Origin of the sequence: Acinetobacter sp. 2JN-4 (genome assembly GCF_003687745.1) — a bacterium.
In the GTDB taxonomy this organism is placed as follows: domain Bacteria; phylum Pseudomonadota; class Gammaproteobacteria; order Pseudomonadales; family Moraxellaceae; genus Acinetobacter; species Acinetobacter halotolerans.
In genome coordinates, this window is sequence record NZ_RDNY01000003.1 from 44,643 (window position 1) to 70,968 (window position 26,326).

Consider the following 26,326-nt stretch of genomic DNA (forward strand, 5'->3'; position numbering starts at 1 on the left):
CATGAAAGTGAATTTTATTATTGTAGGGCTGATGACATGTGCAATCATGAACTCCGCTCATGCAATTGATGCCAAATATAGACAACAATTAGAACATTCAGGCTGTACACAAGTTAGTGAAATGCAGGGTTGTGATATTCATAAATCGAAAGAAGAAAATTTTAAAGCTGAATTTATTGAACAAAAAGTAGAAATACCAACTCCGAGCGCATCAATGCAGCAACCGCAGTGGATCGCAGAAAGACAGGATGGAACGGTATTAGCCCTTATTAGAATTGATCAGCAGCAACGTGTCTGGGTCAATGATAATAGAACCATTGCATTAAAGAAGAAAGATCAATTAAATTTCAAACAAGGAAAAATTAACTATACAATTTTCACGAATCTAGAAAAGCAAGCACAAAGTTTTTGGTATGACCGTGATTCCAATGACAAAGGCAAGATTATTTTTCGTTAAATTCGATTGAATACTTCAAAAGGAAAGGGGAATTATTTTGCAATAATTCCCTAAAATTTATAAATAATAACTGGTTTTAGTCATCAACTTTGAAATGGCGGTCATGGTGATGCGCACAGGTGCTGGTAGTTCAACACCACCTGCTTGTAATGCGGTGTCACGATGTTGCAACTCATCTTCATTCATTTGCTCTAGTATCTTACGAGAACGGTCATCGTGTTCTGGTAGTTGTTGAAGATGTTCTTGCAAATGCTGACTTACTTGGCGTTCAGTTTCTGCTACAAAACCTAAACTGTATTTATCACCTGCAATTCCTGCGATTGCGCCCATGCCATAAGATAACCCATACCATATTGGGTTTAAGACACTGGTGTGGCTATCCAACTCTTTTAAGCGATCCTCGCACCAAGCTAGATGGTCTTGTTCTTCAATCGCAGCGTGTTGCATTTCTTTACGGACATGTGGAAGTTTTGCTGTCAATGCCTGACCGTGATAAAGCGCTTGCGCACATACTTCACCACTATGGTTTACCCGCATTAAACCCGCGACATGGCGTGCGTCGCTGACGCATAATTGTGCAGCTTCGTCATGTGCAGGATTGGCGCGCTGAGAGGCCGTCGCACCCGGAACTAAACTGCGTAATGCTTGGTCAAAGGAGTTAATGAGTTGGTCGAGACCTGTGTACTGACGCATAGATTAATCCTCTAAAGTATTGGGAGCATTTTCCAATAAAGGTTTTAGGCGTTTTAATAACCAAAAAGTATAAATTGCGCTTAAAACAGCAGTAATCGTAAATAATATTTTAATATCAATTTTTAAGATGCTTAAGATTAAAATTGAGAAAATTGCTGAAGAGACCATAAATATAGCATTCAGAATGTTATTTGCAGCAACAACTCGAGCACGATGAGAGCGTGGTGAATAGGCTTGCATCATTGCATATAAGGGGACGATATAGAATCCACCACTAATGCCAAGCAAAGTGACTGCAAGCATAACATGATAATACACAGCACCTTCGGTAAAGACATCTTTTAAGCTCAGCAGTTCACCTGTGCGTTCTGGTACAAACGCTAAGCTAGCAGCCAAATAAAGCGCGAAAACGGTTAAACCAATCGCGCCATAAGGAACCATTTTGATATTAATGTCAGTTCCACCAATTCGTCTACACAGTAAAGAACCGACACCAATACCTACAGAGAAAAAGGTGAGTAGTAAGCTGACGACATTCTCTGAAGCATGAAGATTCTGTTGAGTGAGTTGTGGAATCTGAGTTAAATAAGTCGCCCCATAAAACCAATACCAAGAGTTACCGAGCAGAATCATAAAAATAACAGGAATACTTTTCGCGTATTTTACTGTTTGCAGGCTTGTACGGAAAAAGTTCCAGTCTATTTTTAAGTCTGGTGCTGCAACTTTTTGCGGGAGAATAAATCGACTACACAAATAGCCTAAGCAAGCAATCGTAACAACCGTAATACTAATCCACAATAAATTGCCTGCAGAGGTTGCAATCACAGCGCCACCCAAGATCATCCCGAATAAAATGGCGATAGATGTACCTGACTGGAATAGCGCATTTCCTGACATGAGTTCATTTGGCTTTAATATTTCAGGGAGAATGGCGTATTTGATTGGGCCAAAACAGGTTGAATGTGTTCCCATTAGAAAAAGAGCCAATAACAGTAGCCACAAGTTACCGAGCAAGAAACCCGCAGTACCGATCAGCATGATCACGATTTCAAGCAGCTTAAGCAAGCGGACGAGCTGTGATCTTTCATATTTATCAGCAACTTGACCAGCAGTTGCAGAAAAGAAAAAGTAAGGCAAAATAAACAGTAATGCAGCTAAATTATTGAGTGTACTTACGGCTGCAGTTTGTTGTTGAATCCAACCATAAGTAATGACTAAAAGAAGGGCTTGCTTATAGACATTATCATTCAGCGCGCCGAAAAATTGAGTGAAAAACATCGGGGCAAACCGACGTGATGTCATTAAGCGCTCATCTTGTTTCATCATGTGTTCACTTCATTGTGATTTATAAAAAAATGTGACGTACTGTAAACATACTATAAAATACATGTATGATACTTTTATGTTTGATTGGATGAAAAATCAAAGATTTGAAGCGGTTTTCAGCCATCAAAAACGATAAATCTAAAAAGTAAGATTAGAGTACTACATGCTATCTAAATCTAAGTTTAAACAGTCAACATTGGTTCATTCTATGCATTTAATTTTTAAAATGCAGAGCTTTCCTAAACTTATTTGTAGTGGTTTTTTGATTAGTTGTTTTATATCAAATGCTTATGCGGAAGATCAAGTTGCCGAAGCGATTGAAAATCAAACAATTGAACGAATGAAAGATCAGGTGAAAAGCATTCCTGCTCCAGAAATCCCAATTCAAGCTTTTCAAATAGATCAACAAAATTTCAATTCAGCACAGGATAGTGTGGCTGCGCTGAAACAACAAGAACAATCAGCACATCAAATTGATGTGTTGCAGCCGATCGATTTGGATGAAAATTTAGACAATTTGCCAGTGATCACCGTTGATCAAAATATGGCAAATGAAATTTTTCAGGTTGCCGAAGACGCAAAAAATCAAGCACAGGCACATCAAGCAGACACTGCGAAGAACACCGATATTTTAGTCAATGAAGTAACACAAACTGAACTTACCGAAATCAGTCAAGCGCCTATTAATATTGATCAGTTAATGACTGAGATCCAGACTGATAGCCAGATCATTGTTGAAGCAAATGAATCAGGTAAGACATTGTCTGAATTTCAGGTTCAAACAGATCAAGAGCAAGAAAAAGTTGGGTTCTTTAAAAGAATTTTGAATAGATTACGCCCAGAAAATTTGCTTGGCGCAGAAAAAATCCCGCGTATTAGTACGGATGTGACAGGTGCTCCGCCTGTGCTTGCTGCAAATATTAAAGCAAAACTATCCAGTTTTACACAGGAGGCTTTCGAAGAGTTCAATGTCGCTTTGCCTCAATTAAGAGTTTTGACCAATCAGGCGGCACAAGCAGTCGGATATTATGATTCGACCTATACCTTTGAGAAGTTGAGTGATAGCAAAGTCAAAGTGAATGTTGTTCCAAATGAACCCGTCAAAATAAAAGAACAAAATATTGAATTTACTGGCGCGGGTGAAAATGTCCCTCAATTCCAAGTGATTGGTTTAATTCCTGAACAGGATGAGGGCGATATTTTCAATCACGGAAAATATGAAGCAACAAAAAATAGAATTGCTACAACGGCTTCAGACAATGGTTTCTTCGATGCATTTTGGCGATTACACGACGTTAAAATTAGCCAGCCTGAGAAAACAGCTGAAATTAATTTAAAATATGAAACTGGCGAGCGATACGAACTCAAAGAAGTTCAATATAAGATGAGTGATTCGAGCAAGCCTTTACCACTAACACAGAAAGTTTTGGATAGCTTAGCTCCTTGGAAAGAGGGTGATGATTATGCTTTTTGGCGGGTCAATCTTTTAGCAAATAACCTAACCAATACGCGTTATTTTAATTACACGTTGGTCGATACCATTAAACCGGATCTGAACCAACCGCCGTTAGAGTTACCACCTGACTTGCAAGCATTGGTCGATCAACAACGTATCGAGCAATCTCAGCTCTTAAATACGCAGCAAAAAGCTGACTTAGCGCGACAGAAAGTGACCTCTGCCGAAGAAGTCACCCAAGATGTTGTAGATGAGTCCCAGTTCTCGGGAAGTGAACCCGCACAAGCTTATTCTTTGGCACGCGCGATGCCAGACATACAGGATGATGAAGATGATCGTAAAGCACTTGAAGAACAAGCACGTATAGAAAGGAAAATTCCTGTTGTGGTCACTTTAAATGCCGATCGGTTAAATAGTATCGAGACAGGTATTGGTTATGGTACGGATACTGGAGCACGTATTCGTACTCAGTATCGTCGTGCGATCGTCAATAAACATGGTCATGCCTTTGATGCCAACGTCGAGGTTTCAGAAATTCGCCAATCAATAGATGGGCGTTATAGTATTCCTTATAAGCACCCACTCAATGACTATTTTAATCTTGTTGGTGGTTATGAACGCGAAGATCGAGATGATATTGGCCCGAATATTGGCTTACTGGTTGAGTCGGCTGTCCTCGGTGGTGAGCGTGTCATTAAAAAACCACTCGGTAATTGGCAGCATACTTTTGGTTTACGTTATCGTTTAGACCGTTTAACTGAAAGAGGGGATGTTGATGTTTCTGAGTTGCCTGATGCTTTTAAAGCGGCAGGTACTAATTCTGAGCAGAAATCATTACTCCTAGGTTATGAAATTTCTAAGACAAACACGAATACACGCTTGAATCCAACTAAAGGGTTTAAACAAACATATAAGCTTGAACTGGGATCAGAATCACTCCTTTCAGATGCCAATATGGCGATTTTGGGAGCAGGTTGGAGATTTATTTACTCGCTAGGAGAAAATGACAATCATCAATTTGTCGGGCGTGGCGATGCAAGTTATATTTTTACCGATGATTTTGACAAAGTCCCTTATAATTTGCGTTTCTTTACGGGGGGTGATCAATCTTTACGTGGATTCGATTATAAAAGTCTATCCCCAGAAATAGATGGATATAAGATTGGTGGGCAGGCGTTAGGTGTTGGATCTTTAGAATATAACTATCAATTTAAAGATGGTTGGCGCGCTGCAATTTTTTCTGACTTTGGTAATGCTTTTGATAAAGATTTTAGTAATCCAACTGAATATAGTGTAGGTGTTGGTATTCGTTGGAGATCTCCAATTGGTCCGATTCGTTTGGATGTTGCATCGGGTATTTCTAATGAGAACCGCCCAATTCGACTGCACTTCTTTATTGGATCACAACTTTAAAGACTTTTTATAACCCTTTAAAAGCGAAAAAAATTTAGGTTAATTATGACGGAAGCAGAACAGCAACTCACACCTCCAACTGCACCAAGACGAGAACGGCGTATTCTTCGGAGTATCGTGCTGGTGGTGCTGTTCATTCTTTTATTCTTGGTCAGCTCATTGTTTGTGATGATGTCAACAGATAAGGGAAGTCGTTTTTTACTCGATCGTGTGCTACAAAACCAAAAAATAATTCAATATGAATATGAAGGTGGCAATTTACTACGAGGCATCATTCTAAAAAACGTTTTGGTGAAATTAGAGGCAGTTGATGTTTCTTTGGATCGTGCAGACGTTTCTTTGGGTTGGAGAGCGATTTTAAATAAAGAGGTACATTTGAGTCATGCGGATATTTCCAATCTCATTATTATTAGTAAAAAACCGCCATCAGGAAAACCATTCGATTTTGCGCCAATCAAACTTCCATTTGTACTTCGTATTGATAAAGCCACTTTAGATCATTTGGAAATAAAGACCACAACTGCAAAAATTGATTTTAATGATATTTATTTAAAAGATGCACTTTGGTCAGATACGAAATTAGAGTTTGAAGACTCGCGTATGGATATGGGTTATTTGGCAGTTAAAAATGCCAAGGGTCAAATGGATTTTAATGGTAAGTATCCTTTAGATCTAAAAGCAGATCTGATTATTCCATCGCTTAAAAGTATCGACGTAGAGACCATTAAGGTTGTGGCGACTGGTACATTGGATACCATAAGAGCAGGCGTGGCAACACACACACCTGATTTGCTAACGGGTTGGGCAGTTGTTCATCCTGTGCGTGATCAGGTACCAATGAAGGGCGCATTGTTATTTAAAAACTACCATCTTCCTATACTGAAAGATCAAAAGCTTTTTGCAAAAGATGGTATTGCAAGATTTAGTGGTGATATTGAAAAGCTGATTTTAAGCTTAGATACGGACCTGAAAGGTGAGCAACTTCCCGAAGGCAAGTATAATGCCCTCATGGAAACGGACCTAAAAAATCAACTCAACATCCAAGACTTTAATGGTCAGTTAATGGGTGGATCGGTTGGATTAAATGGCTTTGTAAATTGGAATGAACAAGTGTCATGGGATATAAAAGGGCGATTAGATGGCTTAAACCCAAAAGACAAAACGCTACCGCAAATTGCTCAGGACTTTTTGCCGCCAAGCTTGGATGCAAATATTAGTGCTGCGGGTTCATTGGCAAATGGGCTAGCACTCAATGCGCAGCTTGCCTTTGATAAATATGAAACTTGGCAGGTGAAATTAAATCAGGCAGAAGTAAAAAATAATAAAACTCAACCGATGGTGTTAGATATTGCTTGGCAAGGTATTGATCGAGCGATGCCTTATATCGGCTGGTTAAGTAGCGCGGAAGGTCAAACCAATGTGACCTTAAGAGACGATCAACAAGACATTTATCTTACAACGACTGTACGTCCCAATGAACAAGGTTTATTGCCAGCAGGGAAATATGATGCAAAAGTTGATTTGAAATCGAATGTTCTAAATGTTGAAAATTTCCTTTATCAAGCGGATAAAGGCAGTTTAACTGGGAAAGCGACAGTTAAATTACCACATGAAAAGCAGCAACTGTCATGGCAAGCCCAACTTAAAGCACAAGACTTTAATCCTCAAACAGTCGCGACTGCAGCACCTGTAAATCTACTGAATGGTGAAATCAAAGCGTCTGGTTTTGCAAAACCGAACCAACAGATTATTCAACTTGAACATATTGATCTGAAAGGACAACTTGCTCAAGCCAATCAAAATGAAACGATTGTGCTGCAAGGAAAAAGTACAACGACATTGATGTTTGATGATGTTCAAGCAGGCGGTGGATTTAAACGTTTTTCGGTGGATTATGATGGTTCGTTAAATGCTTTAAATCAAGGCAACGGGCTGTTAAAGATTAATATTGCAGGAACACCGACCGAGATTCAAATTAATGAGTTAAAGCATGATGGTGTTGCAGGCAAAATGTTTGCAACAGGTAAAGTCGATCTTAAAGATAAGCTTGGTTGGAACATGGAAGTATCCTTAGTCCGATTTAAGCCTCATTACTTTGTTTCTAGTCTTAAAGGTGAAGTCTCAGGTCATGTAAAAACGCAAGGCGTTTGGTCAGATCAAGTGAAACGCATTGATATTCGAGAACTCAATGCAGCGGGTTTTCTCAACAATAAGCCTGTACGCGGTCGTGGTAATCTGTCTTTGTTACTGGATTCCAATCAGACTGGTTTCTTACCACAGCAGTTTGAAGCAAATAATTTATTTTTTGCTTATGGGCAGAACCAGCTTCAAGCCACTGGAAATGCACAAAGTTTACAATTTAAGATAAACGCACCTGCATTATATGAGTTATATCCTGGCTTACGTGGGCGTGCTTACGGCAGTTTAAATGTACAGTCTCAACCACGACTCAAGGCGACTGCAAATATTGCTGTCGATAATTTTGCTTTCAGTGACTTAGCAAGTATCAAATCATTGCGTGTCCAAGGTGAGTTACCAACTTCAGAAACAACAGCAACGCAATTGACTGCAACATTGGATCATTTACGCAGCGGAAAACGTGAGATTGAAAAGGCAACGATCAATTTAGCGGGCACACGGAAAGCGCATTTGTTAAAACTAGAAAGTAAAAATGCGCACACCAATTTTTATGTGCAGCTTGCTGGTGGTTTTAATCAAAACAATGATTGGCTAGGTGAAATCCAGAAAGGAAGGTTCAACTCGCGCCGCATTGACCTTGCCCAAAATCAAAATACTCCTGTTATATATACGACGGCACGATCTGAGTTATATGTCGGTCAGCATTGTTGGCAAAGTGCAGCAAGCCAATTGTGTTTAGATCAACCTGCTCGTATTAGTAAGGAAAAAGGCAGTTTTTCATTTATTACCAAAGATTTAGATCTAAAAGACTTTGCCGCATTTATGCCTGAAGGCTTGGCTGTAACTGGACAGTTAAATGGTTATGCAAAAGCATCTTGGGTAAAAGGCACTCGCCCTAAATTAGATTCACGTTTAGTGACACGCAAAGGTGAGATTGGTTTAGCCGCAGAAGATCCACAAGATATTGCAACGACAGTGACCTATGACGAGTTAAGCTTAATTGCAAAAAGTGTCAATGATGGACTTTTGTTCCGTGTCGATATGAAAACACCTGATATTGGAACTGGGTATGCAAACGTTGTAGTCGATCCATTTCAAACGGGTATGCCTATGCGTGGTGAGGTTGCATTTAATGATGTGCAACTGAAAATCTTTAAACCGTTTATTAAAGATGTCCGTTCTATGGCAGGCACACTTGCGCTTGCCGGTAAAATTAACGGAACACTTACGCAGCCGCAATTTACCGGTGAAATGCGTTTGAAAAATGGTGCAATCAGTATGATTTCGCTGCCTGTAAATTTAACCAATATGCAGCTTTACTCATCTATTCGCCAAGATTCGGCAAGTATTGATGGCGCATTTAATAGTGGTCAAGGTGTTGGGCGGTTGAAAGGAAGCTTTGATTGGAAAGATAAACCACATTTGGCACTGACTTTAAAAGGTGACAACCTCTTGGTTCGCCAAGCCCCAATGATTACAGCAATTGTTAAACCAGATCTGAGTCTAGATGTATATCCTTTTGACCAGCGATTAAGTTTGAAAGGTACAATTGATGTGCCTCGTGCTCGAATCTCTATGCCAGAATCAACAGCAAACGTCGTGACGCTTTCACCAGATGTTCGCGTTGTTCATCAAGGACAAGATTTGCTTGCAACATTAAAGGCATCGAAACCGTGGGATATTCGTGCGGATATGACCCTCACTTTGGGCAATCAAGTTATTTTCCAAGGTTTTGAAAGTAATATTCCATTGGTTGGGCGTTTACATTTATCACAACGTGGTTTGGAAACAGCCATGCGAGCCAATGGTGCAATTGGTGTCAGTCAAAAAGTAAAAATTGAAGCATACGGTCAAAGCTTAGACCTAAATCGAGCGATTGCACGTTTTAATGGCCCACTTGCCAATCCAACCCTTGATATTGATGCCAATAAGCCCGTTCAAGGCAGTATGGTTGGGATACGTGTGACAGGCACCGCGACTGTTCCGAATATTCAAGTCTATAACGATGCTGGACTATCTGAGCAAGAAGCATTGAATGCGTTATTGACAGGGCGTATCAATGAAGGGAACAGTGGTCTAAGTAATACTGAAGGATTTAAGTCGGATGTCAATAATACTATTGCCGCGGCGGGTATTAGTATGGGCTTGGGTGGCACACGGGCACTCACCAACCAAATTGGACGAACTTTTGGTTTAAGTGGCTTAGCACTTGATGCACAAGGAACGGGCGATGACACCCAAGTCAGTTTGACAGGATATATCACTCCTGATCTATTTATCCGCTATGGTATCGGTGTATTTACCCCTGTAAATAAATTGACCTTGCGCTATCAAATGAATCGCCGCTTATATCTTGAAGCCAGCCAATCTTTGGAACGAGCGATAGATATATTCTATAACTGGCGATTCTAAATTTTATATCAGACCTGTTTTATGTAAATAAAGCAGGTTTTTTATTTATAGTCATTTTAACCGAGCCTTGGCATATTCTTAAAAGCGAATGTTTGAATATGAATAGGAATATGATCGTTTGTAGGTAGAGAACGATTTATCACTGTATGTGGCGTTAAATGCCAAAAGACGGGCAATACCATGTATAGTAGTGGCGGATTTGTATGTTTTTATTGCTAAAAGGTCAGTTTCAAATGCGTCCTTTTGCAAAATAATTCAGTTTTAGTATGATGTGCGCATCAAATTAGCCGTAGTATGATCATGAAAAAAGTTTTGTTGATTGCAATAGGTTTAGTTTTGGTCGGTTGTGCTGAAAAAAAACCATTAACACCCGAAGAACAATGGCATGGCTATTGTGTTAGTGTCGGCAATGCAGCGCGTTCTATTACGTTGGATCGTCAAAATGGAATTGAGCAAAAGCAAGCAACAGAACATGCTGGCAAAATTGAAGATGAAACAACACGTAAATTTATCTTTGAAATTATTGAAAATGTATATGCGATGCCTGTAGATCAAGTAAAAGCAGATCCAGAGGCTATACGCGACAAATTGAAGCAGCAATATACGGATCAGTGTTTAGCTACTCCACACGATAAGCTACCGAGTTATAAGTCATTTTAATGTGTTAATCGAAAAGACAACAACGTTGTCTTTTTTTATGTTTGTAATGTTTTATTAGACTTTCAAGTAAGACCAAAGCGGTATTTAAAAGGTATGAACATTTCGCTATAAAATAATGGTCATCACGTAGATATACGGCAGTTGCATTAACTTTTAACGCGAAGTCTAGTAAAATTTTGCTGTCCATATTGCTTGTAGAGCTTGTACAAAGCTGGAACCTACAAGTAATTTATTAAAGAAGAGGAATAACACTGTGCTAGAAGCTTACCGCCAACACGTTGCAGAACGTGCCGCACTCGGAGTCCCACCGAAGCCACTTGATGATGCTCAAACTGCTGAACTCGTAGCATTATTAAAAACCCCACCGGCAGGTGAAGAGGCATATTTAGTAGATTTGCTTGAAAATCGTGTTCCAGCAGGTGTTGACCAAGCTGCTTATGTAAAAGCTGCTTTCTTAGCGGCGGTTGCAAAAGGCGAAGCGACTTCTCCACTTATTACTAAAGAACGTGCTGTTTACTTACTTGGTACGATGCTTGGTGGTTATAACGTAGCGCCACTTGTTGAACTTCTTGACAATGCTGAACTTGCAGGCTTAGCTGCTGAAGCATTGAAAAAGACACTTCTAGTATTTGATGCATTCCATGATGTTGCTGAAAAAGCGAAAGCTGGCAACGTAAATGCAAAAGCTGTTTTACAGTCTTGGGCTGATGCGGAATGGTTCACAAGCCGTCCTGACGTTCCAGAAGAAATTAAAATCACTGTGTTCAAAGTAACTGGTGAAACCAATACAGATGACTTGTCTCCTGCACAAGATGCTTGGAGTCGTCCAGACATTCCATTGCATGCGAATGCAATGTTGAAAAATGAACGTGATGGTATCAACCCTGAAAAACCAGGTGAAGTTGGTCCATTAAACCAAATCAAAGAATTGATCGCGAAAGGCAACCAAGTTGCTTACGTAGGTGACGTTGTTGGTACGGGTTCATCTCGTAAATCTGCAACTAACTCTGTTCTTTGGTTCTTTGGTGATGAACTTCCACACATTCCAAACAAAAAAGATGGTGGTGTGTGCTTAGGTTCTAAAATTGCGCCAATTTTCTTCAATACAATGGAAGATGCAGGTGCGTTACCTGTAGAAATCGATGTTGCCAACATGAATATGGGTGACGAAGTTGTATTGAAAATCGATCATGCTGCTGCAAAAGTAACTGCATTCAAAGATGGCGTACAAATCTCAGAAGCAGAACTTAAAACTCCTGTACTTCTAGATGAAGTACGTGCTGGTGGTCGTATTAACTTGATCATCGGTCGTGGTTTGACTTCAAAAGCACGTGACGAATTAGGTTTAGAACCTTCTACGTTGTTCCGTACGCCAGTACAACCTGCTGATACAGGCAAAGGCTTTACTCAAGCGCAGAAGATGGTTGGTCGCGCATGTGGCTTAGCTGAAGGTGAAGGTATCCGTCCGGGTACTTACTGTGAACCTAAGATGACCACTGTTGGTTCGCAAGATACAACGGGTCCTATGACGCGTGATGAGTTAAAAGACTTAGCTTGCTTGGGCTTCTCTGCCGACTTAGTGATGCAGTCTTTCTGTCACACTGCTGCATATCCAAAACCAGTTGACGTAACAACTCACCATACATTACCTGACTTCATCATGAACCGTGGTGGTGTATCTTTACGTCCGGGCGACGGTATTATCCATTCTTGGTTAAACCGTATGTTACTTCCAGATACCGTTGGTACAGGTGGTGACTCACATACGCGTTTCCCAATCGGTATTTCATTCCCAGCGGGTTCTGGTCTTGTTGCTTTCGCAGCTGCGACTGGTGTTATGCCACTGGATATGCCTGAATCTATCCTTGTTAAGTTCAAAGGTAAAATGCAGCCTGGTATTACTTTACGTGACCTTGTACATGCGATTCCTTACTATGCGATTCAAGCAGGTGACTTGACTGTAGAGAAGAAAGGTAAGAAAAACATCTTCTCTGGTCGTATCCTTGAGATTGACTTAACAGAAATGGAAAATGACTTGACGGTTGAGCAAGCATTCGAACTTTCTGATGCGTCTGCTGAACGTTCTGCTGCTGGCTGTTCGATCACGCTTTCTGAAGAAAAAGTTGCTGAATACTTACGTTCAAACATGACTATGTTGAAGTGGATGATCGCTGAAGGTTATGGCGATGCGCGTACTATGGCACGTCGTGTAGAAAACATGCAGAAGTGGTTAGACAACCCAAGCTTGTTAAAAGCGGATGCGGATGCTGAATACACTAAAGTGTATGAAATCGATCTTGCTGACATCAAAGAACCAATCCTTTGCTGCCCGAATGACCCAGATGATGCGAAGCTTCTTTCTGACGTTCAAGGTGACAAAATTGATGAAGTATTCATCGGTTCTTGTATGACTAACATCGGTCACTTCCGTGCGGCTGGTCAGTTACTTGATAAAGTACCAAGTGGTTCATTAACGACTCGTCTATGGTTGGCTCCACCAACACGTATGGATGAACATCAGTTGATGGAAGAAGGCATGTATAACATCTATGGTCGTGCTGGTGCGCGTACTGAGATGCCGGGCTGTTCATTGTGTATGGGTAACCAAGCACGTGTAGCACCGAACACGACATGTGTATCGACTTCTACTCGTAACTTCCCGAACCGTTTAGGTCAAGGTGCAAACGTTTACTTAGCTTCTGCTGAGCTTGCATCTGTAGCTGCTGTTCTTGGCAAATTACCAAGCCCAGAAGAATATCAACAGTACGCGTCGCAAATCGACAGCGCTTCTGCTGACATCTACAAATACTTAAACTTCGATAAGATGAGCGAATATACAAAAGAAGCTGATCAAGTTGATACCAAGAAAATCCAAGCTGCTCAATTGACTTAATGAGCTAGGATTTAAGAAAAGCCGAAAGGCTTTCCCTAGTGCAAGAGCAAAAATAAGGGCTGATGAATCAGCCCTTATTTTATGTTGTACTTCCTAAGTAAATTCTTTAGAATTTTTATAACTAAAATTTCGATTTATATAAAATGGCAAAACCTAGAATTTTTATTAGTTCAACTTATTTTGATTTGCGTAATATTAGAAGTGATTTAGATCGATATATTAAAGAAAGAAATTATGAGCCGATCCTCAATGAAAAGGGACATATTGCTTATTCAAGCCAAGCAAGATTAGAAGAATATTGTTATAAAGAAATAGAGAACTGTGATATTTTAATATCAATTATTGGTGGAAGATTCGGTTCAACTGCCTTCGAAAGTGGTGGTTATTCGATATCACAAAAAGAATTAAGAACAGCATTAGAAAAAGGGAAACAAGTTTATATTTTCATTGAAAAAGCAGTATTACATGAATATAGAACTTATGAGCATAATAAAGAGAATTCTGACATTATTTCTATGATGAAGTTTTCAGCAGTTGATGACTTGAAAGTTTATCAGTTTTTAGATGAAGTTTTCGCTTTGCCAATTAATAATCAATATACAGGTTTTGAAACATCTAATGATATAGTGCAATACCTACAAGAACAGTGGGCTAGTTTGTTTCATAGTTTATTAAGTGATGCTGCAAAGCAAAAAGACGTGAAAATTATAGAGGAGCTCAAAGATACTGCAAAAACTTTAAAACAACTAGTTAGTTACTTGACAAGTGAAAAAGAAAAAGGCAATGAAGCTATTAGAGAGATTCTATTTTCTAATCATCCTGTTTTTAGTATAATACAAAATTCAATAGGTACTAATATTAGGGTTTATTTTACTAATTTAGAAGAATTAAAAAATCTTATGGATGCTTTTGGTTATCAATATCTTGATAGTTTATTTGATTCTGATACTTATTTTGAATGGCGTTATAATAATAAAATTATAAAAGTAAGTAAGAAAATTTTTCTTGATGATATGAAGTTAAAACCAATGAATGTTAATGACTGGGATAATGAATTGGTATTGATTACAAGCTTAAAGGCTCAACAACATGAACTTGATGATGACTTGCCCTTCTAATCTAGGTTCATAGGATATAAATATTATAGTCTATTCTTTTAATTTATCTTATATGGCATTACAAATGTAATGCCATATTGCTATCTAGAAATCACCAATAACCCAACACTTTCCACCAAAGTCCGCCAATCACCACAAAGATGATGATATTAACAACACTCATGACAAAGCCAGCTTTCCACCATTCACCGAGCGTGGTATATCCTGAACCAAATACCACAGGTGATGTGCCTGTTGCATAATGCGTCAAGGTCATCATGATGCTAGAAGCCGCTGCCATCATTAAAGCAAATAACATTGGTGGGGCACCCAATGCGAGTCCAGCCGTATAAAATGCAGCAAACATGGCTGTGATATGAGCCGTGGTACTGGCAAACATATAATGTGCGTACAAATAAGCGAGCATCAGCAATAGACATGCAGGTGCCCAGCTTAAACCAAGTGAACCAATACCACTTTCTAATACACCTGAGAACCATGCAATTAAGCCGAGCTTATTCAAATAAGTCGCCATCATCACCAAAGCGGCGAACCAAGTAATGGTATCCCAAGCGCTTTTTTGCGTCAGAATATCTTCCCAAGTCAGCACACCAGTGAGCAGAAGTAATGTCAAACCAATAAATGCAGTTGTGGTTGGATCAACAGCCCAAGCTGTACCAAAAATCATGGCAGGGATACCCGCCCATAACAACAGTAAAATACCAAATACACCGAGCATGATGGTTTCATTTCGACTGACTGATCCCATTTCTTTTAACTTATCTTTAGCAAATTGAGCTGCATTGGGTGTTTCTTTCACTTCAGGTGGATACATCCAGTACATAATCAATGGCATCACGATCAATGCAATTAGACCGGGGAGTAGCATCGCCAGTGCCCAAGTGCTCCAACTTAAATAAATTTCGCTGTTTGTTGCTTTTGCGACAAGATCAACAACTAAAGGATTTGGGGCTGTTGCTGTGATGAACATCGCAGAGGTAATCGGATTGGCCTGATAGCTGACAAGAGCTAAATACTTTCCCATGCGCCCCTCAGTTCCTTTGGTGGGATCTGAATCATAGCTAGTCGAAATCGCACGAACAATAGGGTGGATGATCCCACCGCCACGTGCGGTATTACTCGGTGTAACAGGTGCAAGAATTAACTCAGAAAGTACCATGCTATAACCGATACCAATGGTTTTCTTGCCCCATACTGCGATAAATAAATAGCCTAAGCGAGCGCCAAGTCCTGTTTTCTGTAAACCTTTGGAGATCATGATTGCGATACCAATCAACCAAATCAAAGGATTGGAGAAACTGCTCAATGCATCTTGGATAGCGCCGCTAGGACTATCATTGGTTACACCAGTAATTGCAACGAGCATGATCGCAATAATCGCGATTGCACCAATTGGCATGGCTTTACCAATAATTGCAGCGATTACGCCAACAAACATCGCCAATAAATGCCAAGCATTCGGATCGACACCTATCGGCACAGGTATAACGAACCAAATAATCAATGTAATAAATAAAGAAATAAGCGTAGGGAGGAGCTTAAATCCCATGTGGATTCCCCTTGTGATCATGGGTTTAATAAAATTTATAGTTCTTTATGAATGAATCGTTAAAGAAACAATCGTTAAGACGTGATTATCGAAAGTGAGAGACTAGAATTCAAAGGGAGTTTTGTAGATTCAACGTTATATAAATCCTTTTTATTTTGCCGATGGCAGAAATACAAAACGGCTAAATAATGATGAAAGATCTAATCACTTTTTTGTTTGATTTAGGAAAGTTATTTATCTAGATCAAAATCATTTATCAAATTGTTTGATGCTGTGTTACATTTTTAACTTGGTTAACATCACTATAAGTGCGGTATGACTCTATTTTCATGGCAACAATTACGTCAATTTGTTTATAAAACACTACATGATGATGACTATCAAACCCGCTTTAGCCGCTGTGTTAACTACTTTTTAATTATTTTGATCGTGGCGAATGCCTCTGCAGTCATCCTTGAGTCGATAGATTCAATTTTTTATCCATATAAAATTTTATTTGAAATATTTGAAAATGTATCGATTGCTATTTTTTCAATTGAATACTTACTCAGAGTATGGAGTATTGCAGAAAAAGATCCAGAATCATCCGCATGGAAACAACGCTTTGCATGGATGAAAAGTGGTGGGGCAATCATAGACCTGCTTGCAATCTTACCTGCTTACCTGAATTTCTTTGTCAACTTCGATTTACGTGTACTGCGAATTTTACGACTTTTACGTTTATTAAAATTGACGCGCTATTTTGTTTCTTTACAAATTTTGCTGAGAGTCATTCAACGCGAAAAAGGTTCTTTTCAGGCTGTTATTTTTATTTTAGTCATTATGATCATCATGACGGCTTCAGCAATGTATGTTGTTGAGAATAAAGTACAGCCAGAAGCATTTAGTTCAATACCTCAATCCATGTGGTGGGCAGTCGTCACATTAACGACGGTGGGTTATGGTGATGTTACGCCTGTGACCAATATGGGGCGATTCTTAGGCGCTTTGATCACGATTTTGGGTGTTGGTATTGCGGCATTGCCCGCGGGTATTTTGGCATCAGGACTAGCCAACGAATTAAACCAAAGGAATCAGCGATTAGAACAAGAGTTTCGCGAAGCATTACAAATTCGGGGGCTTGATTTATTGCATGATCAACGTGAAATTGAAAAGATTCGTATTGGTGTTGGCTTACCAAAAGAGCAAACCCATGAAATTATTATGCAATTGGTCAAGGAAAAGCTGCTAGAAGAACAAGAGCAAGCAAACCAACAGAAACAAAAAACCTATTGCCCACATTGTGGTGAAAAGTTATCCGAGTAGATGTCAATTTTATTGTAATAATCAATGAAAAATGAGATGAATTTGATGTTATATTAAATGAAAATTTAAACAAATGAATTATTTTTCTCTATGAGTTTACTGACTTTTTTCTCTTTTATTGTTTATTCAACCGTAACTTCAATTACCCCTGGTCCAAATAACATTATGTTGGCCGCTTCGGGTTTGAATTTTGGCCTAAAGCGAAGCATTCCACATATTTTAGGGATTGGTTTTGGCTTTGGTGTGATGGTGATTCTGGTCAGTTACGGGATTGGTGCTGCACTTGGTTCTTCACCTTTGCTTTATGAAGTCTTAAAAATCGTAGGTATTAGCTATCTATTGTATTTAGCCTATAAAATTTATCGAGCAGGTAGCATTAAAACCGATACCAAAGTTGATAAACCATTAAGTTTCATTGGCGCAGCGTTGTTTCAATGGGTCAATCCCAAAGCATGGATTATGGCAATGGGTGCAATTACCACTTATAGTTCTGCAAATAGTCGATTGGTGGAATTTATTTTTATCGGTGTGATCTTTGGCTTGGTGAGTATACCAAGTGTTGGGGTGTGGGCCTATATGGGGGAAAGGTTGAAAACGATCGTAAATCATCCCCATAAAGTACAATGGTTTAATACCGCGATGGCATTGTTATTGGTTGCCTCAGTTATTGTTCCGATTAAAGATTCAGTTCAGTTTATTATCCACTAAGCTTTTAAAGGCTTTAACTAGACTAGCCAATTTTTTGAGAGTCTGATCTGTGGATCACATTATTTTATTAATAATTTTTAATAGGTTGCATTAGTCTAGTGGAAAAGTATGGTGATTTATCTTATTTTAATATTATGATCTTAAATCAGCTCTATTACTGAATAATATTTAATAAAACTTAATGTGGGTGTTGGTGGTTTAGTAAAAATTAAAAAAAGATAACAATAATAATTATCATTTATGATACTTTCTTATTTGATGTTTATCGTAATTTTTAAGCATTTTTTAAGGTTGTTTATTAAATGAAATTCTCCCGCCATGATTAAACGGCGCTATTTACTTGTGTTACTCATTCCTTTTGCATTGATTTCCTTGTTCGTTGGTGTTGGGGATATGAGCATTGCTGGTCTGATTGCAGGCAATCCGCAAGACTGGCAGCTTTTTTGGACGAGTCGCTTACCACGTTTGATGGCGATTGTTGTTGCAGGTGCTGGTCTAAGTGTCTGTGGCTTAATTATGCAGTCACTGAGTCGCAACCGTTTTGTTTCACCAACCACAGCAGGTTTATATGACTGTGCGCGGCTAGGTGTTTTGATTTCGATTATTTTACTTCCAAGTGCTTCCATTTTTGCCAAAACTGGATTTGCCATCATTGTCACGCTGGTTGGTGCGATGACGTTTATGAGCATCCTCGCCACATTAAAGCATCGAGATACGGTATTTGTTCCATTAGTCGGGATGATTTTTGGCAGTATTATTTCTGCATTTACGACTTTTATTGCTTTGCAACTTGATTTGTTGCAGAGCTTAGCAGGGTGGCTACAAGGGGATTTCTCGACCATTTTGAATGGTCAATATGAATTGATCTATTTAAGTATTCCTGTACTGGTACTGATTTATATATTTGCCAATCGTTTTGTGTTGGCGGGCTTAGGTGAGGATTTTGCAACGAATCTTGGCTTAAATTATAAACAGACACTTTTTTTAGGTTTGCTGCTGATCTCGGTGATTACCGGTGTGGTGATTGTTACGGTGGGGGCGATTCCATTTCTCGGTTTAATCGTACCAAATCTAGTGAGCCTTTATTTAGGTGATCATATTCGTAAGACACTTTCACATACGGCATTGCTTGGTGCATTGCTGGTCTTGCTTTGTGATGTTTTTGGTCGGGTGGTGATTTATCCGTATGAGGTCTCTGTCAGCCTCATAATGGGTGTGGTTGGTAGCGTGATCTTCCTGTGGTTATTACTCAGGAGATATCGTTATGCATAATACGACGAAGCTGGTTGTGCTTGCGATTGCTGTATTGGTTAGCATTGGATTATATCTCGGTTGGAATCTCGGGATTGCATGGCAGTATGCACTGGGACTGCGTTTAAGAACGGTCGCTGCAATTGTCGTTGCAGGTGTTGCTGTTGGTGTTTCAACTTTGGTTTTTCATACGATTGTGAATAATCGCGTGGTCACACCACAAGCCTTAGGTTTGGATAAATTATACGAATTATCTAAAACTGCAATTATTTATTTCTTTGGTGCGAGTACGTTATTGTCGCTTAACTTTGTGACTGATTATTTGATCAGTTTATTGTTAATGGTGACTTTTGCTTTATTACTGTATCGCTTCATTTTTCAGAAAGTTGCACAACAAAATATTTATTTTTTGCTGTTGGTTGGCCTGATTTGTTCAACTCTATTTGACAACATGACTACCTTTTTTCAGGTGTTGCTCGATCCTGATGAGTTTCAGGTTGCCGCGTATGCTGGGTTCGCCAGTTTTAATGTCGTGAAAATGGAAACGGTTGCACTATCTTTACTGACGATTCTCCCCATTCTTTTTTACAGTTTTAGACATTATCACAAGCTGAATGTGATGGCGTTGGGACGAGATCATGCATTAAATCTTGGGCTGGACTATGACAAAACGAGTCGGTTGTTACTGGTTTTAGTGGTGTTTGCACTTGCATCTGCAACAGCACTCGCAGGTCCAATGATGTTCCTTGGTTTATTGGTACTCAATATTACGTTGGAACTATTTAAAACCCATCAACATCACATTTTACTGCTCGGCATTATTTTAGTGAGCGTGCTTTGTCTCATGCTCGGTCAATTTATCGTATTACATGTACTGAATTTCAAAACCACATTGAGCGTGATTATTAACTTTGTCGGTGGAATTTATTTCTTCTGGATTTTATTGAAGGAAAATAAAAAATGGCAATAGAGCTGAAGAATTTACGAAAAAGCTATCATCAACAGTGCGTCGTCAATCAAGTCTCACTCACGATTGCCAAAGGTCAATTTACCGCATTTATCGGACCCAATGGCGCAGGTAAAAGTACGCTGCTTTCCATCATGAGTCGTCTGATTGATGCAGATCAGGGGCAGGTATTGTTGGATGGTCAAGATTTACATGACATGAAAAGTGCGGATATCGCCAAAAAAATGGCGATTTTAAAGCAGTCCAATCATACCGAGTTGCGTCTGAGTATCGAGGATTTGGTGGCATTTGGTCGTTTTCCATATTCACAGGGGCGTTTGACCAAGCAAGACCATGAAATTATTGATCGCTCCATTGCTTATATGGATCTGCAATCGATGCGTCATCGTCAGTTAAGTGAGTTGTCAGGTGGACAACGCCAACGCGCATATATAGCGATGATTTTGGCACAGGACACAGAATATATCTTATTGGATGAGCCGTTGAACAACTTAGATATGAAGCATTCCGCGCAAATTATGCGTGTGCTGAAAGATCTTGCTGAAAATCATGGTAAATCCATCATTGTGGTGATCCATGACATTAACTTTGCTTCTGTGTATGCAGATCACATTATTGCAATGAAAAATGGCGAGTTGGTCTATCAAGGGCATCCACAGCAGATCATGAATGAAACAACTTTAGAAGCGATCTTTGATTTTCATATCCCGATTCAACAAATTCAGCAACACAAATTAGGTTTGTATTTTATTAGTTAGGAGTTCGTTATGCTGTTCAAAAAGACGTTGCCGATCATGATGTTGAGTGCAGTATTGGCTGCATGTGGTCATTCAAATGAACCTTCTGCAGCACAGGAAGGAACAACTAATTCACATGAGATGATGAGTTTTAGCAGTAAAGCGGGTCAGATTTCGATTCCATCCACTTTGTCACGTATTGCGGTATTAGATACCAACGCCCTGAATACCATTCATACACTTGGGGCAGATGACAAAGTGGTTGCTTTACCCAAAGGTACGCCGTTACCTGCGGTGCTACAAAATTTTAGTGATGGTCAATATCTGGATGTTGGCACAGTAAAAGAGCCAAATCTGGAAAAAATTGCAGGTAGTCAGCCTGAGTTGATCTTGATGAGTGGGCGTATGGAAAATTTGGTGGATCAGATTAAACAAATTGCACCAACCTATTTTGTAGATGTGGATTACAACGATCAGTTTAATTCGTTTAAACAACAAACCTTGAATATTGCAGAAATGGTCGGCAAGAAACCTGAGGCAGAACAACAATTAAAAACCTTGGAGCAAGACATTGCAGCATTAAAAGCAAAAACCAAAGGTAAAACTGCATTGGTGATCTTGGTGAATAATAGCAAGATTGCTGCTTACGGTTCAGGTTCACGGTTTGGTAATATCCATGATTTATACGGTTTTACCCCTGCAGATGCTTCGATTAAAGTGGGCTTGCATGGGATGGCCATTTCACACGAGTTCATTGCCCAGAAAAACCCAGACTATTTATTCGTAATTGATCGTGGTGCTGCAATCACGGGCAATCAAGAGGGTGCAAAACGTGTGTTAAATAACAATATTGTCAATCAATCCAAAGCGGCGAAGAATGGCAATATTGTTTATTTGGATTCGAGCAACTGGTATTTAATGAATAATGGTTTGGGTGGTATGCAGGCGATGTTGAAAGAAGTAGCTGATGTTGTGAAATAACATTTAGTGATGACGCCTTGTATTCTATTGAGCAGAATCTGTCGTTAAGCAACGACAGATTCTTTTGCATCAGCGTATTTTGCATATGCTAACGCGATTAATAAAATAACCAAACCACCTAAACTGAGTACGAAACCTACCCAAATCGGTGCTAACCAACCCATATTATGGCTCAGTACCCATCCACCTAAAAAAGCGCCTAATGCATTGGCTAGGTTGAAGGCTGAGTGATTCAGTGATGCAGCTAATGTTTGTGCATCACCTGCAATATCCATTAAATGCGTTTGTAAGGCACTACCTAAACCAATCACCGTAAAACCAATCAAAAATAAAGCAGTGATAGCCGTATATAGATTTGCCATCATAAAACTGGCGAGCACGAAGGTGAGTGCAGAACTGATTAAAATCCCAATCATGGTTTTAAACAAATGCCGATCTGCAAGCCAACCAGCAACCAAGCCACCAATCACCATACCCACGCCCCAGATCGCCAATGCAATTGGAACAACGGAAATATCGGCATGTGTATATTCAGTTAGGATTGGAGAGACGTAACTGTAAACGGAAAACATACCACCAAAACCAATCGCACCGACTGCTAGGGTGAGCCACATATTGATATTTTTTAAGCCTTTCAATTCTGCTCTAATACTTGCTGTTTTTTGTGGGCGAATATTGGGCACAAAAAGACCGATGCCGATCAAGGTAATAAAGGCAATGACAGCAGAAAATTCAAAACCAGTTTTCCAGCCGAATTGTTGACCGAGCCATGTTGCGATGGGTACACCAATCACATTGGCAATGGTTAAACCCATCATCACTTGCGCAATTGCAATCGCACGACGTTGCTTACCTGCTAACTCGGCTGCGACTAGAGCAGCAACACCAAAGTAAGCACCATGTGGAAAACCAGCAATAAAACGTGAAACGAGCATGGTTTCTGATGTGGTTGCGAACGCTGTAGCTGCATTTGCCAAACCGTAAAACAGCATTAAACCCAGCAATAAGGTTTTGCGCGGGACTTTAGCACCTAAGATCGCAATAATTGGTGCACCAACCATCACGCCGAGCGCATAAGCACTAATGAAATAACCTGCATGGGGAACACTGACATTTAAATCTGTGGCTATTTCTTGGATCAGTCCCATTGCAACAAATTCAGTTGTGCCAATACAAAAACTACCAATCGCAAGTGAAAAAATCACCAGAAATAAAGAATAGTTTTTTGACGGGGAAGAAAGAGAGGGAGAGCTTGGGGAAGACATACGATCTCGAAACATATAAAGCGACGATATTATATCGAGCAGATCACAGAAATGTGAAAAAGAACACAAATTTTATATATGCAACCGAAGATTGAAAGAGTCGATCAAAATAGTAATACTAAATCTTTATGATAATTATTTTCATTTATGTATAATGCATTGCATAGAATAATTGGCTGAACCACTACACTTAATCAATGAGTAAGTGGATGAATGGATGGGAAACAACTGTGAAAAAATTATTGATTGCTTCATTGGCTTTAATCTCAGGTTATAGTGCCGCACACGAGCCTTATGTTGCACCTGTTGCATATCAAACGACAAATACGCAAGTTGCAATTTTAGCAGGTTATGCTGAAGAAGCCTTGAACAGTGAATATGCGCTAAAAAGTCCTAAGTTTGAAATCACAAATCCGAAACAAGTTAAAAGTACGATAGAGCCAGATTCGAAGCTTGGTTCTAGCACAGTATTTGATTTGAAATTACCTGAAGCGGGTACTTATAGCGTACAAACCAAAGCAAGCTATCCATTGAAGTATGTACAAGACCAAAAAGAATGGAAATTATTTTTTGATTTAGCGGAAGACAAAGCACCAGCAAAAGCTGAACGGGATTATCTGATTCCTGCTGATCTCAAAGGTAAGAAAATTGCCCCAGTTGAAGTGACGCGGGAATGGTCATTATTTACCTATATTACAAAAGAGAAAAGCTCACCTGTACAGTCAACTGCAGCGCCGATTCAAGTTGAATTTTTAACTCATCCAAATGAGTTAAAAGCGAATCAGACCACGAAAGTGAAGGTAGCAAAAGCGAATCAGCCTTTGGCAAATGCAGAAGTTGTGCTTCGCGCTAAAGGTGCAACGGACGAACAAGCGAAAACCCTAAAAGCGAATACAGATGGGACAGTGGATTTAGTTTTCCCAAGTGCAGGGGAATATTTAGTCGAAGTTACAGAGTCGGTTGATAGCAAGAAAAAACCAAGTAATCAGTTCTATAGCATTATTAGTTTGTCTGTAAATTAAGAAATGGAAAGGCTAATCTCTAGAATGGATTAGCCTCTTTTAATCACATTTGCCTGCTTTTCATTCTATTCATCAAGTTGATTCATTGTGTTCATCATCCATCGCATTGCTATAGAATTTTACGCCGAGTTTAATGCGATCGCGTCCATTGCCCATACGCCAGCGATTGGTATCTCTGAGTGAATAAACACAGCCACAATACTCTTGCTGATAGAACTCCTCACGTTTACTGACTTCCAGCATCCTGACAGCACCACCATTTTTACGCCAGTTATAATCCCAATATTGCATTTCTGGATAATGAGATGCGGCTCGAAGACCACAGTCGTTGATTTGCTGCATATTCTTCCAACGCGAAATACCCAACGAACTACTGATTAAGCCAAAGCCATGTTCATGGGCATACAGTGCAGTTCTCTCGAAACGCATATCAAAACACATGGTGCAGCGAATGCCTTTCTCAGGTTCGTCTTCCATACCTTTGGCACGTGCAAACCAATTGTCGGTATCGTAGTCACAGTCAATAAACGGAATATTATGCTTTTCTGCAAAACGAATATTTTCTTCTTTACGAATCAAATATTCTTTGACTGGATGGATGTTGGGATTATAAAAAAAGATCGAAAAGTCGATACCAGAGTCGATTAATGTTTCCATGACCTCACCTGAGCAGGGAGCGCAGCATGAATGTAATAATAATTTATCGTGACCTTCAGGCAGTGTAAGCTTTTGACGTTCAAGAGACATGGCAAACAAAGATAAATAAGTGAATAATCATCTATTGTAAAGGCTTTATACATTTCTTGAATTTGAATTAAATGAAATATTCTCAGGTTGAACTGAATTATTCTAATAAAAGCATGTCCTAAAAATTTTGGTTACCCAAGAATAGGTGTTAAAGCCAACATCCTAGATTATCACTTTTAAAATGAGTAAAATTCAACTGCGATTAAACTAATCAAAAACAGCTCATGTTGAGACAATCTCACTAATTTAGTGTTAAAATGAAATATATTCATTTTTGGTTCATGTCGTGCTAGAACTTCGTCATTTAAAAACATTAACAGCATTACGAGAGCATGGTTCTTTGGTTGCCGCCGCAGCTGATTTGTGTCTTACCCCTTCGGCAATTTCTCACCAACTCAAAGAGCTTGATCATTGGTATGGTATCGAAGTGGTCAATCGCCGTAGCCGTCCAGTGACCTTTTCTAATGTTGGAGAACGTTTGCTCAAACTTGCAGATGATGTATTGCCACAGGTACAAATTACCCAAACTGATATTGCACGTATCGTACATGGGCAAACAGGGCGGATCATCTTTTCATCTGAGTGTCATAGTTGTTTTGATTGGTTGATGCCTTTATTAAACCAATATCGTCATCAATATCCCGATGTCGATTTGGATTTTGCCGCAGGCTTTGAATCAAACCCACATGAATTACTCCAAAATGCGGAATTTGATTTATTGATTACGGCAGATCCGATTGCACTCAAGGGGATCGCGTATTTTCCAATCTTTGAATATGAGTCACGCTTGGTCTTATCTAACACACATCCTTTTGTCCGTGCGGAACATGTTTCTGTACAAGATTTGGCAGAAGAAACCTTAATCACTTATCCCGTCGATAAACATCGTTTGGACATCATGGCGCATTTGTTCATTCCTGCAAATATTCAACCTAAGCATATTCGAACTACCGATTTGACGCAGATGTTGATTCAGCTCGTTGCAAGTGGGCGAGGGATTGCTGCGTTGCCTGATTGGGTGGTCAATGAATATGAGCAAAAAGGTTGGGTGGTCAGTCGTCGTTTGGATTGCGTTTCACCTCAAGGGCTAAGACGTACTTTATATGCTGGCTATCGTTCTGAAGACAAAGATAAGAGTTATTTTGAAGGCTTTTTAAAACAGTTAGAAAAATTTTCGCAGAAGCGAGCTTTTTATTATGAAAAATAGTTAAAACAAGCGTCTGTTGA

At 39.5% G+C, this 26,326-nt stretch carries 19 protein-coding genes; 14 read left to right on the forward strand and 5 right to left on the reverse strand.

Features of this window, described 5'->3' with window-relative positions; translation table 11 throughout:
* Position 1: 1 nt before the first annotated feature.
* Entirely contained in the window at positions 2 to 457 is a 456-nt protein-coding gene (locus EAH57_RS05445; RefSeq protein WP_121929174.1) for a hypothetical protein, read from the forward strand.
* Between the two features lie 57 nt (positions 458 to 514).
* On the opposite strand, the gene coq7 is transcribed toward EAH57_RS05445, so the two are convergent.
* Together coq7 and EAH57_RS05455 are read right to left on the reverse strand one after the other, a co-directional pair.
* Complete coding sequence (gene coq7 / locus EAH57_RS05450; RefSeq protein WP_121929175.1) at positions 515 to 1,150, reverse strand: 2-polyprenyl-3-methyl-6-methoxy-1,4-benzoquinone monooxygenase; 636 nt, start codon at positions 1,148 to 1,150, stop codon at positions 515 to 517.
* Between the two features lie 3 nt (positions 1,151 to 1,153).
* Complete coding sequence (locus EAH57_RS05455) at positions 1,154 to 2,476, reverse strand: MFS transporter (RefSeq protein ID WP_121929176.1); 1,323 nt, start codon at positions 2,474 to 2,476, stop codon at positions 1,154 to 1,156.
* A gap of 163 nt (positions 2,477 to 2,639) precedes the next feature.
* Here EAH57_RS05455 and EAH57_RS05460 point away from each other — a divergent pair, with 163 nt between their 5' ends.
* From EAH57_RS05460 to EAH57_RS05480, 5 genes are all read left to right on the forward strand, one after another.
* A complete protein-coding gene (locus EAH57_RS05460; protein WP_121929177.1) occupies positions 2,640 to 5,345 on the forward strand; it encodes an autotransporter assembly complex protein TamA in 2,706 nt (901 codons plus the stop codon).
* Between the two features lie 45 nt (positions 5,346 to 5,390).
* Positions 5,391 to 9,896: a translocation/assembly module TamB domain-containing protein gene (locus tag EAH57_RS05465; protein ID WP_121929178.1), complete on the forward strand. Its 4,506-nt coding sequence runs from the start codon at positions 5,391 to 5,393 to the stop codon at positions 9,894 to 9,896.
* A 300-nt stretch (positions 9,897 to 10,196) separates the two neighbouring features.
* Entirely contained in the window at positions 10,197 to 10,556 is a 360-nt protein-coding gene (locus EAH57_RS05470) for a hypothetical protein (RefSeq protein WP_121929422.1), read from the forward strand.
* A gap of 253 nt (positions 10,557 to 10,809) precedes the next feature.
* The gene (locus EAH57_RS05475) at positions 10,810 to 13,449 is read left to right on the forward strand and encodes a bifunctional aconitate hydratase 2/2-methylisocitrate dehydratase (protein WP_121929179.1); all 2,640 of its coding nucleotides are present in this window, start codon (positions 10,810 to 10,812) and stop codon (positions 13,447 to 13,449) included.
* A gap of 143 nt (positions 13,450 to 13,592) precedes the next feature.
* Positions 13,593 to 14,567: a DUF4062 domain-containing protein gene (locus EAH57_RS05480; RefSeq protein ID WP_121929180.1), complete on the forward strand. Its 975-nt coding sequence runs from the start codon at positions 13,593 to 13,595 to the stop codon at positions 14,565 to 14,567.
* A 91-nt stretch (positions 14,568 to 14,658) separates the two neighbouring features.
* On the opposite strand, the gene EAH57_RS05485 is transcribed toward EAH57_RS05480, so the two are convergent.
* Positions 14,659 to 16,116 carry a DASS family sodium-coupled anion symporter gene (locus EAH57_RS05485; protein WP_121929181.1) on the reverse strand — a complete coding sequence of 486 codons (1,458 nt, stop codon included), beginning with the start codon at positions 16,114 to 16,116 and terminating at the stop codon, positions 14,659 to 14,661.
* Between the two features lie 315 nt (positions 16,117 to 16,431).
* Between EAH57_RS05485 and EAH57_RS05490 the strand changes: the two genes are divergently transcribed.
* The 6 genes from EAH57_RS05490 to EAH57_RS05515 all read left to right on the forward strand — a co-directional run bounded on the left by EAH57_RS05490 (position 16,432) and on the right by EAH57_RS05515 (position 22,065).
* Positions 16,432 to 17,421 carry an ion transporter gene (locus tag EAH57_RS05490; RefSeq protein ID WP_121929182.1) on the forward strand — a complete coding sequence of 330 codons (990 nt, stop codon included), beginning with the start codon at positions 16,432 to 16,434 and terminating at the stop codon, positions 17,419 to 17,421.
* A gap of 90 nt (positions 17,422 to 17,511) precedes the next feature.
* Positions 17,512 to 18,129 (forward strand): LysE family translocator, encoded by a 618-nt coding sequence (locus EAH57_RS05495; protein ID WP_121929183.1) that lies wholly within the window; start codon positions 17,512 to 17,514, stop codon positions 18,127 to 18,129.
* A gap of 318 nt (positions 18,130 to 18,447) precedes the next feature.
* A complete protein-coding gene (locus EAH57_RS05500) occupies positions 18,448 to 19,401 on the forward strand; it encodes an ABC transporter permease (RefSeq protein ID WP_121929184.1) in 954 nt (317 codons plus the stop codon).
* Positions 19,394 to 20,350 carry an iron chelate uptake ABC transporter family permease subunit gene (locus tag EAH57_RS05505; protein WP_121929185.1) on the forward strand — a complete coding sequence of 319 codons (957 nt, stop codon included), beginning with the start codon at positions 19,394 to 19,396 and terminating at the stop codon, positions 20,348 to 20,350. The genes EAH57_RS05500 and EAH57_RS05505 overlap by 8 nt, the downstream gene beginning before the upstream one ends.
* A complete protein-coding gene (locus EAH57_RS05510; RefSeq protein WP_005197414.1) occupies positions 20,341 to 21,105 on the forward strand; it encodes an ABC transporter ATP-binding protein in 765 nt (254 codons plus the stop codon). Before EAH57_RS05505 ends, EAH57_RS05510 begins: the two co-directional genes overlap by 10 nt.
* Before the next feature lie 9 nt (positions 21,106 to 21,114).
* Complete coding sequence (locus EAH57_RS05515) at positions 21,115 to 22,065, forward strand: siderophore ABC transporter substrate-binding protein (RefSeq protein WP_121929186.1); 951 nt, start codon at positions 21,115 to 21,117, stop codon at positions 22,063 to 22,065.
* A 44-nt stretch (positions 22,066 to 22,109) separates the two neighbouring features.
* Here EAH57_RS05515 and EAH57_RS05520 read toward each other — a convergent pair whose 3' ends face one another.
* Positions 22,110 to 23,330: an MFS transporter gene (locus EAH57_RS05520; RefSeq protein WP_121929187.1), complete on the reverse strand. Its 1,221-nt coding sequence runs from the start codon at positions 23,328 to 23,330 to the stop codon at positions 22,110 to 22,112.
* Between the two features lie 230 nt (positions 23,331 to 23,560).
* Here EAH57_RS05520 and EAH57_RS05525 point away from each other — a divergent pair, with 230 nt between their 5' ends.
* A complete protein-coding gene (locus EAH57_RS05525) occupies positions 23,561 to 24,352 on the forward strand; it encodes a DUF4198 domain-containing protein (protein WP_213071145.1) in 792 nt (263 codons plus the stop codon).
* Between the two features lie 72 nt (positions 24,353 to 24,424).
* Here the strand turns inward: EAH57_RS05525 and EAH57_RS05530 are convergent, their stop codons facing one another.
* Positions 24,425 to 25,099: an epoxyqueuosine reductase QueH gene (locus tag EAH57_RS05530; RefSeq protein ID WP_121929189.1), complete on the reverse strand. Its 675-nt coding sequence runs from the start codon at positions 25,097 to 25,099 to the stop codon at positions 24,425 to 24,427.
* Positions 25,100 to 25,385: 286 nt separating this feature from the next.
* Here EAH57_RS05530 and EAH57_RS05535 point away from each other — a divergent pair, with 286 nt between their 5' ends.
* Positions 25,386 to 26,306, forward strand: coding sequence for a LysR family transcriptional regulator (locus EAH57_RS05535; RefSeq protein WP_171407388.1), 921 nt, complete (start codon positions 25,386 to 25,388; stop codon positions 26,304 to 26,306).
* The last annotated feature ends 20 nt before the right edge of the window (positions 26,307 to 26,326 follow it).